Raw genomic sequence first — 12,570 nt, 5'->3', positions numbered from 1 at the left:
AGGAGATGCGGATGTTAAAGCGTGAAATGAACATTGCCGATTATGATGCCCAACTGTGGCAGGCTATGGAGCAAGAAAAAGTACGTCAGGAAGAGCACATTGAACTGATCGCCTCCGAAAACTACACCAGCCCGCGCGTCATGCAGGCTCAGGGTTCTCAGTTAACTAACAAATACGCAGAAGGCTACCCAGGCAAGCGTTACTACGGCGGCTGTGAATACGTCGACGTGGTTGAGCAACTGGCTATCGACCGTGCAAAAGAGCTGTTCGGCGCTGATTACGCTAACGTGCAGCCGCACTCCGGTTCTCAGGCTAACTTTGCGGTTTACACCACATTGTTGGAACCAGGCGACACCGTTCTGGGTATGAACCTGGCACACGGCGGCCACCTGACTCACGGCTCCCCGGTAAACTTCTCCGGCAAGCTGTACAACATCGTGCCTTACGGCATCGATGAAACCGGTCATATCGATTACGCAGACCTGGAAAAACAAGCCAAAGAACACAAACCGAAAATGATCATCGGTGGTTTCTCAGCTTATTCCGGCGTGGTTGATTGGGCAAAAATGCGTGAAATCGCCGACATGGTTGACGCAAAACTGTTCGTTGATATGGCGCACGTTGCTGGCCTTATCGCCGCAGGCGTTTACCCGAACCCGGTTCCACATGCTCACGTTGTGACCACCACAACGCACAAAACGCTGGCAGGCCCACGCGGTGGTTTAATCCTCGCGAAAGGCGGCAGCGAAGAGCTGTACAAGAAACTGAACTCCGCGGTATTCCCAGGCGCGCAGGGCGGCCCACTGATGCACGTCATCGCGGGTAAAGCTGTGGCACTGAAAGAAGCCATGGAACCTGAGTTCAAAACTTATCAACACCAGGTAGCTAAAAACGCGAAAGCGATGGTTGCTGTGTTCCTTGAGCGCGGCTACAAAGTAGTTTCTGGCGGTACTGACAACCACCTGTTCCTGCTGGATCTGGTTGATAAAAACCTGACCGGTAAAGAAGCTGACGCCGCTCTGGGCCGTGCAAACATCACTGTTAACAAAAACAGCGTGCCAAACGATCCGAAGAGCCCGTTTGTGACTTCCGGTATCCGTATCGGTACACCAGCAGTGACTCGCCGTGGCTTCACCGAAGCGGATGTTCGTGAGCTGGCTGGCTGGATGTGTGATGTGCTGGACAGCATCAACGACGAAGCGGTTATCGAACGCACTAAGCAAAAAGTTCTCGATATCTGCGCGCGTCTGCCTGTTTACGCATAATATCGTCTGACTGTGGAAACCCCGGCTCGCCGGGGTTTTTTTATATCTGTCACTACACGTCATTCAACGCGTCTTCTGCGTACAAATAGCCAATTCCCATAACTTGCTGTGGCCGGGTTAATTGCCCAAAACTGATCTGAGTTGCATTTGCTTTGAGTGAATCGCCATGATCAAACGGGTTAAACCCAATTTGCTTATCGATGGTCGCAAGCCAGCTTTCCCCAAACCCGCAGCTTCTGCCATAAAATAAAATCTTATTAATATTCAAGATGTTGAGAAAGTTATATAGGCTTAAACCAATAGCGTTGGCGGAGTTTTCTACCCAACGGCGAACGTGATCGTCACCTTCGTGCCAGGCGGTAATGAGCTGAGTTGAAGTAATAGACTCCGGATCCAGTTTTGGCGATTGAGGTTGTGATTTCAGCCAAATTCGCGCCTGCTTTTTTAATGCCGTCAGCGAGGCGACAGTTTCCAGGCAACCGTAACGCCCGCAGTCACAGGCCATGCCGTCAGGGTTAACAATCGTATGGCCGATTTGTCCGCTACCATAAAGGCTGCCGCGATAAATTTGCCCATTTATAACGAATGACGAACCGATGCCGTAATCGACGTTTATCACACAGAAATCCTGGCGATTACCTGGATTCTGCCATTTCTCAGCCAGCGCCAGCATTACGCAGTCGTTATCCACTCTGACTGTTACGCCGAGCTTTTCTTCCAGCAGATATTTGATTTCTACCGGTTCGCGCCACGGCGCTTGTGGCATGGTTTGCGAAACGCCTGTGACGGGGTCAACCTGCCCATGAATCCCCAATGCCAGGTTGATGGTTTTCTTCGGCCAGGTTTTACGCTGGTTGCGCCAGATACCTTCAATGGCCGCCAATAATGCCTGCGGTGTTTTTGCGTTGATGGGTATCCGCTCAAACTGCCCCTGCGCTGAAAGTTGCGCGTCGCAAAGTTGGCTTTCAATGCTGGTGGGGGTGACATTCATGCAAAGAATGAAATCGCCATCGGGCGGGATTTGGTAACTGCCGCTGTTAATGCCGCGGTTGCTTAGATTTTCGCTGGAATGGCTCAGTTTTCCATCGCTGACCAACTCTTCAAGGATCTTGCTTACCGCTGGAATCGACAACCCGGTGTACTGTGCAAACTGCGATTTGCTCAGCCGCTTATGCTGCCACACCAGCTTCATAATCGTCCGGCGATTGACTTGTCGCACCCGCTGGTTATTCAGCCCTGAATCATTCATTTCACTAAACTCCGTTAACTTTATTGTGTGAGCATTAAGCACTCTAAGCCGTAATGAGTTCTCTACACTGCAAACATAACGTATTTCACTGTTGTTTGTTTACTGGAGAACCGAAATGTACGGAGCCGTTAAGGTTACACAAGAAACGATCTCTCTCCCCACCTGGACGACCGGTGCGGAAGACCCGAATCCCATGTTTCTGGAAAACCGTGTCTACCAGGGGTCTTCCGGTGCGGTTTATCCCTACGGCGTCATCGACACGCTCACTGGCCAGCGTGAGATGCGCGACTACAACGCCGTGTGGATTGAAAACGACTTTATTCGCGTGATGCTGCTGCCAGAATTAGGCGGACGTATTCACCGCGCCTATGACAAAGTGATGGAGCGCGATTTCGTTTACTACAACGAAGTGGTGAAACCGGCGCTGGTGGGATTGGTCGGGCCGTGGATTTCTGGCGGTATCGAATTTAACTGGCCGCAGCACCATCGCCCGACCACTTTTATGCCCGTCGACGTGACTTTCCAGAAACATGAAAACGGTGCGCAAACCGTGTGGCTCGGTGAAGTGGAGCCAATGCGTGGCTTGCAGGTGATGACGGGCTTTACGCTGTACCCGGAAAAAGCGTTGATTGAAATTACTGGCAAAGTGTTCAACGGCAACCCTACGCCGCGCCATTTCCTGTGGTGGGCGAACCCGGCGGTAAAAGGCGGCGACGAGCACCAAAGCGTGTTCCCGCCTGATGTCACGGCGGTATTTGACCACGGCAAGCGTGATGTTTCGGCCTTCCCGATAGCCCACGGCACTTACTACAAAGTCGACTATTCCGCAGGCGTCGATATCTCTCGCTACAAAAACATCCCAGTGCCAACGTCTTACATGGCGGATAAATCAGAATACGATTTTGTCGGCGCTTACCATCACGGCGAGCAGGGCGGTTTGCTGCACATTGCCGACCACCATGTTTCACCGGGCAAAAAGCAGTGGACGTGGGGCAACTGCGATTTCGGTCAGGCGTGGGATCGCAACCTGACTGATGAAAACGGCCCGTATATCGAACTGATGACCGGCGTGTTCACCGATAACCAGCCGGATTTCACCTGGATTGTGCCTTACGAAGAAAAAGTCTTCGTGCAAAACTTCCTGCCTTATAGCCAGCTTGGCACGCTGCAAAATGCCAACACTCAAGCGGCGATAAAACTCGAACGCCACAATGGTGAACTGCAGCTCGGCGTGTACGCCATTGCGCCGCTGGAAGGCGTCACGCTGAGCATCGAATCGGCGGGAAGCACTTTGTGGAAAACCATACTTTCGCTGCAACCGGCGCAGGCGTGGCAAGAAGCTATCAGCGACAACTGGCCGCAGCGCCTGACGCTGAATCTACGTGATGCGCAGGGCAAACTGATTCTCAGTTATTGCGAACATGTTCCAGAAGATTTGCCGCTACCACAGCCCGCCAGCGTTCCGGCGAAACCGCAGGACATCACCAATTGCGACGAGCTGTATTTTATCGGCCAGCATCTTGAGCAGTATCTGCATGCCAGCCGCTCGGCGTTTGATTATTACCAGCGTGCACTGGCCTTGGATGCTGAAGATTACCGCTGCAACGTCGCACTCGGGCAGCTTGAACTTAACCGCGGCAACTGGGCGCTTGCCGAAAAACACGCCGATGCCGCGCTGAAACGCGCGCATCGCCTGAACAAAAACCCACAAAACGGTGATGCCAGCATGTTGCGTGGTGCCGCTAAAGAGAAGCAGGGCGACGTTGACGGCGCGTTCGACGATTACTTCAAAGCAAGCTGGAGCGGTAACTGCCGTGACGCGGCGTTTTACGCCCTCGCTCGCCTGGCGCTGCGTAAGGGCGAAGTTTCTCAGGCGCTGGCGTTTGTGAATCAAAGCCTGAAATTCAACGCCAGCAACAATCTGGCTATGGGGCTAAAAGCGCTGATATTGCCGCAACCGCAGGCGCTTGCCTGGATTTCCCAGCAGCTTGAAGAATATCCGCTGAGTTACGTGCTGCATTACGCTCGCTGGGCGCTGACACAAAGTGAAACTGACCGCGCTGAACTGTTGCGTGTTACTGGCAAACGCGGCGTGAATGCCAGCGTGTTAGCGGGCTGGCTGGTGAGTATGGGTAGAGAGGCGGCGGCGAAAGAATTACTCAAAGTGCTCGATTCCCAGGAAGCAATGCCGCTTCTGTGGCGTGCAGCACTGGAAACGGATCACGCCCAGCAACATGCGTTTGTTCAGCAGGCGCAGGACAATTTTGCCCGCAAAGTGCGCTTCCCAAACACGCTGGACGAAGTGCAAATGCTGCAACGCCTGCCGCACGACGGCTTCGCGCAATATCTGCTCGGCTGTTTCTGGTACAGCAAACGCCGCTATAACGAAGCGGTTGCCTGCTGGCAATTCGCCGCGCAGCAACTTCCTGAGTTTGCTGCGGTGCAGCGCGTTCTCGGCATTCATGCCTGGAATAAACAACACGATGCCAAACTGGCAGAGCAATATCTGCAACGTGCAGTCGAACTGGAGCCTGACAACGCCCGCTTCCTGTTTGAACTCGATTTCCTGCAAAAACTCAGCGGTCGCTCCACCGAGCTGCGCCTGGCGCATCTTGCCCCTCGCCGCGATGTGGTGCTTAAACGCGATGACTTGACCGCTGAATTGCTCAGCCTGTGGAACATCCATGGTGAAACTGACGCCGCCGCACACGTTTTAGCGCGGCGCAAATTCCACCCGTGGGAAGGGGGCGAGGGCAAAGTCACCGGGCAATATCTGATTAACCTGCAACGCCGGGCGCTGGCGTGTATCGCTGAACAACAGTTTGGAATAGCCGAAGAGTTACTCCAGCAGGCGCTGCATTACCCGGAAAACCTCGGCGAAGGGCGCTTAGTCGGCCAGAGCGATAACGATATCTGGTATCTGCTCGCCTGGTGCGCGCAGCAAAACCAACAGCCTGAACGGGCGCAGCAATATTACCAACGTGCGCTGGAAGGCGGTTCCACTCTGGAAGCCGGGCGTTACTACAACGACCAACCTGTCGATTACCTGTTCTATCAGGCGATGGCGCTGGCACGTATCGGCGAAAAAGAGCAAGCCGAGCTGCAATTCCACAGCTTTATTTCCTGGGCTGATGCGCACTTTAACGACCCGTCTGAACCCGATTTCTTTGCGGTTTCACTGCCGGATTTGGTGGCGTTGGATGCCGACCGCCAGGCCGCGCATAAACAGCATTGCCTGTTTGTCGCTGCGCTGGGGCATTTGGGATTGGGCGAAGTCACCGAGTTCGAAGCGGCACTGAAAGCTTTACTGTCACAAAACCCGGCACACGACAAAGCACACTTGTTGCAACGGGCAATGCAGTGCGGCGTCTTTGCTGAATAACAATAAACGGCGGGATAAAAATCCCGCTCCTCTGTATCTCTACAAGATTGAAATGAGGAAACACAATGAACACGACACAGACACAATTACGCATGGGGTATGTCTGGACAATCTGTCTGGTAGCCGCCTGCGGAGGTTTGCTGTTCGGTTACGATTGGGTGGTTATTGGTGGGGCGAAACCGTTCTACGAAGCCTACTTCTCGATTACCGACCCGGCGCAATCCGGCTGGGCGATGAGTTCCGCACTGGTGGGCTGTATTTTTGGCGCAATCATTTCTGGCTGGTGTGCCGATAAATTTGGGCGCAAAACGCCGTTGATTATGTCGGCGATACTGTTTACCGCATCGGCCTGGGGAACGGCGATGGCGAGCAACTTCGACATGTTTGTGGTGTATCGCATTGTCGGCGGCGTGGGGATCGGCCTCGCATCGGCGCTCAGCCCGATGTATATCGCGGAAGTCAGCCCGGCAGAAAAACGCGGCAAGTTTGTCGCCATCAACCAGTTAACCATTGTGATTGGCGTGCTGGCAGCACAGCTTATCAACCTGATGATTGCCGAACCGGTTAGCTCAGCCGCCACCATGCAGCAAATTACTGAAAGCTGGAACGGGCAGGTTGGCTGGCGCTGGATGTTCGGCGCGGAACTGGTTCCGGCGCTGGCGTTTTTAGTGTTGATGTTCTTTGTGCCGGAATCGCCACGCTGGTTGGCTCGTGCCGGTAAAAACGAACGCGCGCACCAGATGCTTAAACGCATCGGCAACCAGAAATATGCTGACGATACGATGAGCGACATTCTGCAAACCCTGAACAACGACACGCAAAAAGTTTCCTGGAGTGCGCTGTGGCAGCCGCAGGTGAAGCCGATCATTATCATCGGGATGGTGCTGGCGGTGTTCCAGCAGTGGTGCGGGATTAACGTGATCTTTAACTATGCGCAGGAGATTTTTGCTTCCGCAGGTTTTGATATCAACAGCACGCTGAAATCCATCGTCGCCACTGGTTTGATTAACCTTATCTTTACCCTCGCCGCACTGCCGCTGGTGGACAAAATTGGCCGCCGCAAACTGATGCTGTTTGGTGCTGCTGGCCTGACGATTATCTATGCGTTAATTGGTGCGGCATACGGCCTGGGAATTATGGGGCTTCCGGTGTTAATTCTGGTGCTGGCGGCGATTGCGATTTACGCCCTGACGCTGGCTCCGGTGACCTGGGTTCTGCTGTCTGAAATCTTCCCGAACCGCGTGCGCGGGCTGGCGATGTCGGTCGGCACGCTGGCGTTGTGGATTGCCTGTTTCTTACTGACTTACACCTTCCCGTTACTCAACGCGGGGCTTGGCGCGGCGGGGAGCTTCCTGCTTTATGGCGTGATTTGCGCGGCAGGTTTTGTCTATGTGCGTCGTTACGTTCCTGAAACCAAAGGTGTGAGCCTTGAAGCACTGGAAAAACGCATGGCCGAACAACACGGTGCGGCGGCGAAAGCTCGCGCAGAAAGAACGGCACATTAATGATGGCAACCTTACTGCTCGAAAATGAGTATCTGAGCCTGGAGGTCGTCCTACAGGGGGCGACTATCCTGCGCCTGGATTCACTCACGCACCAACAGCCGGTTCTTTATGCCGGTGAGAAAGCATTATTCCCGATGCTGCCGCTGGCGAATCGTGTTGCCGGAAATAGTTTTCCACTGCATGGCGAAACGGTCGAATTGCCGAAGAGTCCGGTGGATGAGCAATTCTTTCTGCATGGCGACGGCTGGCTAAAAACCTGGGAAGTTGAAAAGCATGAGCCTTTGGAACTCGTGCTGGCAATGGAAAGCCAGCACGACTGCGGCTTTGATTATCAGGCTCGGCTGGTTTATCGGCTGGAAGGGGCGCGGTTTATTGCTGAACTGGAATTAAGCCATCGGGGAAGCAAGCCGATGGTTTACGGCGTGGGTTTCCATCCATTCTTTCATCTGACGGAGTCTACCCGCGTGCAGTTTGGCGCAACGGGTTTCTGGCCGGAAGGCGAGAGTCATTTACCGTTGGAATGGCAGGGTGAACTGACCGCGCAAACCGATTTCATTCATGCCAAAACCCCGGATAACTCGTGGCTGAATGTGGGTTATTCCGGCTGGAATGGCAAAGCGTTAATAGAAAGCGGGGAAATGCGGGTGCAGCTAAATTGCGCCACGCCGTATTTGATGGTGTTCCGCATGAAAGACGAACCGTTTATTTGCCTTGAGCCGCAAACTCACCCGGTGAATGCCCATAATATGGCCGGGCAGCCGGGGTTGGTGTTGTTGAGGCAAGGGGAGACGACACGGTTGCAGATGGAAATAATGGTGTTGTAGGTCGGATAAGCGCAGCGTCATCCGACAATCCAATGACCATAACCATACTATTTCAACGTGTTATTAGTCTGTTAATGATTGCTTGCATGCCAGCCTACGCTCGGACACACTAACGCCTCCAAAACGGGAGGGATCATGGTTTTGCATTCAACGCGCTGGCTGGCGCTCAGTTATTTTACCTACTTCTTTAGCTACGGGATTTTCTTACCATTCTGGAGCGTATGGCTCGCCGGAGTAGGACTACCGCCTGAAACCATCGGGCTGTTATTAGGGGCAGGATTAATCGCCCGTTTCCTTGGCAGCTTGTTGCTGGCACCTCGAGTTACCGACCCCTCCCGACTTGTCTTTGCACTTAGAATCCTCGCCTTACTCACTTTACTTTTCGCCGTCGCCTTCTGGTTTGGGCAAACCGCCACCTGGCTGTTGATTGTGATGGTCGGCTTTAACCTGTTCTTCTCGCCACTCGTACCGTTGACCGATGCGCTGGCAGGCACCTGGCAAAAACAAATCACCATGGATTATGGGCGCGTGCGCCTGTGGGGATCGCTGGCGTTTGTGATTGGTTCGGCGATGACCGGCAAACTGGTGAGCGTGTTTAGCTACCAGGCGATTCTGGTGCTGCTGAGTATCGGCGTTGCGTCGATGCTCATCGGCATGATGTTGCGCCCATCGGTGATGCCGCAGGGTGAAACTCGGCACAGCGAAGGTGCGGGCTGGCCGGCGTGGAAGAAACTGGTGCTTAGTTCGTGGCGCTTCCTTGCCTGCGTGACATTGCTGCAAGGCGCGCACGCGGCGTATTACGGATTCAGCGCGATCTACTGGCAGGGCGCGGGATATTCCGCCTCGGTTGTTGGCTATTTATGGTCGCTGGGCGTGGTCGCGGAAATCGTGATTTTTGCCCTGAGCAACAAGCTGTTCCGCAACTGGAGCGCGCGCGATTTGCTGCTGCTTTCCGGCGTGACGGGGATTTTGCGCTGGAGCCTGATGGCGTACACCACCGATTTACCGTGGCTGATTGCCGCACAAATCCTGCACTGCGGCAGCTTTACCGTCTGCCACCTGGCGGCGATGCGCTATATCTCGGCCCGTGAAGGTAACGAAGTGATTCGTTTGCAGGCGGTATATTCGGCAGTCGCCATGGGCGGCGGCATCGCGATCATGACCATGTTCTCCGGCTTCCTGTACCAGCATATGCAGGGCGGGGTGTTCTGGATTATGGCGTTAGTCGCGGTTCCGGCGTTGTTCATTCGCCCGCGCCCGGTTTCTTATTGCGTTAACACTCAATAATTTTACGAATTTGCTGCTGCTGGTGTTCACCCAGCGGCAGCTCAACGTGAATGAGCGGCGGCGAGTAGAGCGGCAGAGTGGTGGAATAGGGCGTAATCACCAGCACCACTTCTTTTGGCGCTCCCTCTTTTTGGTAACTATGAATCGTCAGATGTTTAATATTGAGCGGCAGTAGCGTTAGCTCGCGTAACTGTTGTTCAATATTTTGCTCAAGCTCAGCGTTATTCCCCGTCAGCAGCAACACTTGTTTCTCGTGCAGATCGTTTTCCTGCATCAGCCACGCGCCGAAAATCACGGCGACTAGCCCGACTTCCTCATCCGAAAAACGCATCTCAAAGTGAGACTCAAAATCGCTAAACGCTTCACGCGTGGTGCGCATCAGGCGCGGGTATAAACGGGTAATCTCCTCCGGCAAGCTGTTATCAATGCCAATCCCAAACTGGCAGCGATCCAGCGCCTGGGCGAGATGAATATAGAGCTGGTCGCTCAACCCTTGTTCATCACTAAACGACATTCCTGCCTGCTCGCGAAAGCGCGCAATCATGGTGGCTATCGCAGCGCGCAGCCGTAAATCTTGTTCATGATTGTCGTTAATCGGGTCGGGCATGCGCATTAACTGGAACAGTAGCGCGAGGAATAATTGCTCGTTTTCATTGGTCGATTGCATGGCGCGGCGCTTCCAGTGGCGGGCAATTTCAAGCGCGGCCAGAAACTCCGGGCGGATTTGCGTCCACGCCCGTTGCTGCTCGGTAAACTCAGGCGTAATTCCCGCATGATGCTGATGCAGGCAATACTGCAAAAACAGCGTCAAAAACTGCACATCTCGGGTATCAAACTGGCGCTGCAAACGCCGTGCGCACAGGCTGATAAGCGCCTGGAGATTTTTCTCGTCGTAAAGCGCCGTCAGGATCCCTTGCTGTTTAAGCTGGGTTTTGAGAGCCGGAGTAAAATGCTGCTGCACGAAGTGCGGGCAAAGTCGCAATGCGCGACGCAACCAGTGCAATAAGCACAGGCGATGGTCTAAAGGCGTGCCCTCAATCCGGTAGCTGCCGTCCTGTTGTGTGATGAGCCTCAGCCGGTGATAGCGCTGGATTTCATCGCCGGTGTCGGCTATATCTTGCAGGGCTTTGGCGTCATCGACCCCGTTGAGTCTGGCTAAGATCTCTGGAGTGACGGTTTGGCCCGGTAAGTAAAGCAACAAAAGCAGGTGGCAGCGACGCTGCGGACTGGAGAGTACAGATGGTGTTGGGGAAAGCAGTGTCATCATCCGCATAACCAAGTCAAAGTTTATTAATGCTAAGAGTAGCTAAAGCTTTTGGCGTAGAGATCGACATTTAAGTTTTTTAATTACGGAATTCTGACTAGCTCACAGAATTTTAATCTTGAGGGAATAATAAGCAGGAAAATGTGTAACAGAATTGCGTTTTTCGCCCTGTCTACGGCGCTTTTTAGCCCGTTAGCTTTGGCACATCCGCACAGTTTTATTACCCTCGTCACCACGGTCATGGCTGAAAACGATCAACTCACCGGCCTGAAGATGCAGTGGACGATGGATGAAATTACTTCAGCCGATCTACTGTATGACGCGGGCGATGCGAAGCCCGGATCGCCGGTCTGGAAGAAGCTGGCGGCGGAAGTGATGGCTAATGTTTTGGGGCAACATTACTTCACCGAATTTTGGCATAACGGCCAAAAAGTGACGTTTAACAACCTGCCGCCTGAGTACGGACTCGCGCGGGTTGGGCATCAGGCGGTTTTAACCTTTATTTTACCGCTGGCGCATCCGCAGCCATTAAAAGGCCAGACCTACCAGTTCGCGACATTTGATCCGACCTATTTTGTCGATATGAGTTACGACCATAATAGCGATGCCAAAGTGCCGGAAACATTAGCCAAACAATGCAAAATCTCAGTGAAAACGCCCAAGCCGACGGAAGACATGCAGGCGTTTGCACTCTCTTTAGATAAGGCCGACGCACCGCCTGAAGATATGGAATTGGGTAAACAGTTTGCTCAACAGGTGATATTGCAATGTCAGTAATGCCCTCAGTTCGAACCTCATCCCGTCGCTGGCTTCATATGTGGCCGCTGGCTTTCTTCCTTATTATCTGCGCCGTTGCTCTTTACAGCCTGTGGCACTTCTGGCCGCAAATCATCCTTAATAGTGCGATGTGGCAGAAATCAATTAACCAGCAAATGAGTGGGCTTATGCGCGAGGTGGCTGAAAACCCGGCGCGTGCGGGTTGGTCGTTACTGTCGTTTAGCCTGGTGTATGGCGTATTGCATGCGTTGGGGCCGGGGCATGGAAAAGTGGTGATCGCCACCTGGCTTGCCACGCATCCCTCACGCCTGAAAAGCAGCCTTAATCTGACGTTTGCCGCTTCCTTATTACAAGGGCTGGTGGCGATTGGTTTAGTGACGGTGGTGCTGGGCGTTCTGGCGCTTCCTTCGCGGCAACTGCATATGAGCAGTTTCTGGCTGGAGAGGGGCAGTTACTTGCTGGTTGGGATTCTGGGTTTGATGCTCTGTGGCCGAGCGCTGGGCAATCTACGACGGGTGCTGCGCAAACCGGTACGCTTCAACTCCTTCACGCCGTATCATGTTCATGATGAAAAATGCGGCTGCGGCCATCAGCATTTGCCGACTGAACAGCAACTTGAAGCCGGAGAGGACTGGCGCGCTCGGGCAATGATTGTGTTGTCGATGGGAATGCGCCCGTGTTCAGGAGCCATTATGGTGCTGCTGTTTAGCAAAGTGATGGGCGTGTATAGCTGGGGAATGTTGTCGGCGCTGGCGATGGCGGCGGGAACGTCGATGACGATTTCCGCGCTGGCCGTAATGGTTCACAGCTTCCGCAAACTGGCGGTGCGCTTAAGCGGGAATAAAGCCCCGGTTTTATGGCGACAAGTGGCCTGGGCGACGTTAGCGCTAGCGGGCGGTGGGATTCTGGTTTTAGCGGCGGTAGTGATGTGGTTGAGTGCTCAACCGGTGATGCGTGGGATACGGCCGTTTTGACTTTTAAAACAACCCTCACCCCGGCCCTCTCCCTGAGGGAGAG

Annotated in this window: 9 protein-coding genes; 7 read left to right on the top strand and 2 right to left on the bottom strand. The window is 53.8% G+C overall.

Annotated elements, in window-relative coordinates; all coding sequences use genetic code 11:
• Positions 1-11: 11 nt before the first annotated feature.
• Positions 12-1,265: a serine hydroxymethyltransferase gene (gene glyA / locus D6029_RS13915; protein ID WP_034497731.1), complete on the top strand. Its 1,254-nt coding sequence runs from the start codon at positions 12-14 to the stop codon at positions 1,263-1,265.
• A gap of 52 nt (positions 1,266-1,317) precedes the next feature.
• Here glyA and D6029_RS13910 read toward each other — a convergent pair whose 3' ends face one another.
• On the bottom strand, positions 1,318-2,514 hold the full coding sequence (locus D6029_RS13910) for an ROK family protein (RefSeq protein WP_120065327.1): 1,197 nt from the start codon (positions 2,512-2,514) through the stop codon (positions 1,318-1,320).
• Positions 2,515-2,629: 115 nt separating this feature from the next.
• Here D6029_RS13910 and D6029_RS13905 point away from each other — a divergent pair, with 115 nt between their 5' ends.
• From D6029_RS13905 to D6029_RS13890, 4 genes are all read left to right on the top strand, one after another.
• Entirely contained in the window at positions 2,630-5,896 is a 3,267-nt protein-coding gene (locus tag D6029_RS13905) for a DUF5107 domain-containing protein (RefSeq protein WP_120065326.1), read from the top strand.
• A 65-nt stretch (positions 5,897-5,961) separates the two neighbouring features.
• Positions 5,962-7,401 carry a sugar porter family MFS transporter gene (locus D6029_RS13900; RefSeq protein ID WP_120065325.1) on the top strand — a complete coding sequence of 480 codons (1,440 nt, stop codon included), beginning with the start codon at positions 5,962-5,964 and terminating at the stop codon, positions 7,399-7,401.
• Positions 7,401-8,225: an aldose 1-epimerase gene (locus D6029_RS13895; RefSeq protein ID WP_120065324.1), complete on the top strand. Its 825-nt coding sequence runs from the start codon at positions 7,401-7,403 to the stop codon at positions 8,223-8,225. Before D6029_RS13900 ends, D6029_RS13895 begins: the two co-directional genes overlap by 1 nt.
• A gap of 135 nt (positions 8,226-8,360) precedes the next feature.
• Positions 8,361-9,512, top strand: a complete 1,152-nt coding sequence (locus D6029_RS13890; RefSeq protein WP_120065323.1) for a 3-phenylpropionate MFS transporter — start codon at positions 8,361-8,363, stop codon at positions 9,510-9,512.
• On the opposite strand, the gene csiE is transcribed toward D6029_RS13890, so the two are convergent.
• Positions 9,499-10,779, bottom strand: coding sequence for a stationary phase inducible protein CsiE (csiE, locus tag D6029_RS13885; protein ID WP_120065322.1), 1,281 nt, complete (start codon positions 10,777-10,779; stop codon positions 9,499-9,501). The two genes, D6029_RS13890 and csiE, sit on opposite strands and share 14 nt — an antisense overlap.
• 138 nt (positions 10,780-10,917) lie before the next feature.
• On the opposite strand from csiE, the gene D6029_RS13880 reads away from it, so the two are divergent.
• Positions 10,918-11,553, top strand: a complete 636-nt coding sequence (locus D6029_RS13880) for a DUF1007 family protein (RefSeq protein WP_120065321.1) — start codon at positions 10,918-10,920, stop codon at positions 11,551-11,553.
• Positions 11,544-12,527, top strand: a complete 984-nt coding sequence (locus D6029_RS13875; protein ID WP_120065320.1) for a nickel/cobalt transporter — start codon at positions 11,544-11,546, stop codon at positions 12,525-12,527. The genes D6029_RS13880 and D6029_RS13875 overlap by 10 nt, the downstream gene beginning before the upstream one ends.
• Positions 12,528-12,570 lie beyond the last annotated feature (43 nt).

Source organism: Buttiauxella izardii, assembly GCF_003601925.1.
GTDB lineage: Bacteria > Pseudomonadota > Gammaproteobacteria > Enterobacterales > Enterobacteriaceae > Buttiauxella > Buttiauxella izardii.
This window is presented reverse-complemented; position numbering and strand designations above follow the sequence as displayed.

What these genes read in the sequence shown, in the direction of transcription:
- glyA (WP_034497731.1), top strand. Translation starts at nt 12, where the DNA reads ATGTTAAAGCGTGAAATGAACATTGCCGATTATGATGCCCAACTGTGG.
- D6029_RS13910 (WP_120065327.1), bottom strand. Translation starts at nt 2,514, where the DNA reads ATGAATGATTCAGGGCTGAATAACCAGCGGGTGCGACAAGTCAATCGC.
- D6029_RS13905 (WP_120065326.1), top strand. Translation starts at nt 2,630, where the DNA reads ATGTACGGAGCCGTTAAGGTTACACAAGAAACGATCTCTCTCCCCACC.
- D6029_RS13900 (WP_120065325.1), top strand. Translation starts at nt 5,962, where the DNA reads ATGAACACGACACAGACACAATTACGCATGGGGTATGTCTGGACAATC.
- D6029_RS13895 (WP_120065324.1), top strand. Translation starts at nt 7,401, where the DNA reads ATGATGGCAACCTTACTGCTCGAAAATGAGTATCTGAGCCTGGAGGTC.
- D6029_RS13890 (WP_120065323.1), top strand. Translation starts at nt 8,361, where the DNA reads ATGGTTTTGCATTCAACGCGCTGGCTGGCGCTCAGTTATTTTACCTAC.
- csiE (WP_120065322.1), bottom strand. Translation starts at nt 10,779, where the DNA reads ATGATGACACTGCTTTCCCCAACACCATCTGTACTCTCCAGTCCGCAG.
- D6029_RS13880 (WP_120065321.1), top strand. Translation starts at nt 10,918, where the DNA reads ATGTGTAACAGAATTGCGTTTTTCGCCCTGTCTACGGCGCTTTTTAGC.
- D6029_RS13875 (WP_120065320.1), top strand. Translation starts at nt 11,544, where the DNA reads ATGTCAGTAATGCCCTCAGTTCGAACCTCATCCCGTCGCTGGCTTCAT.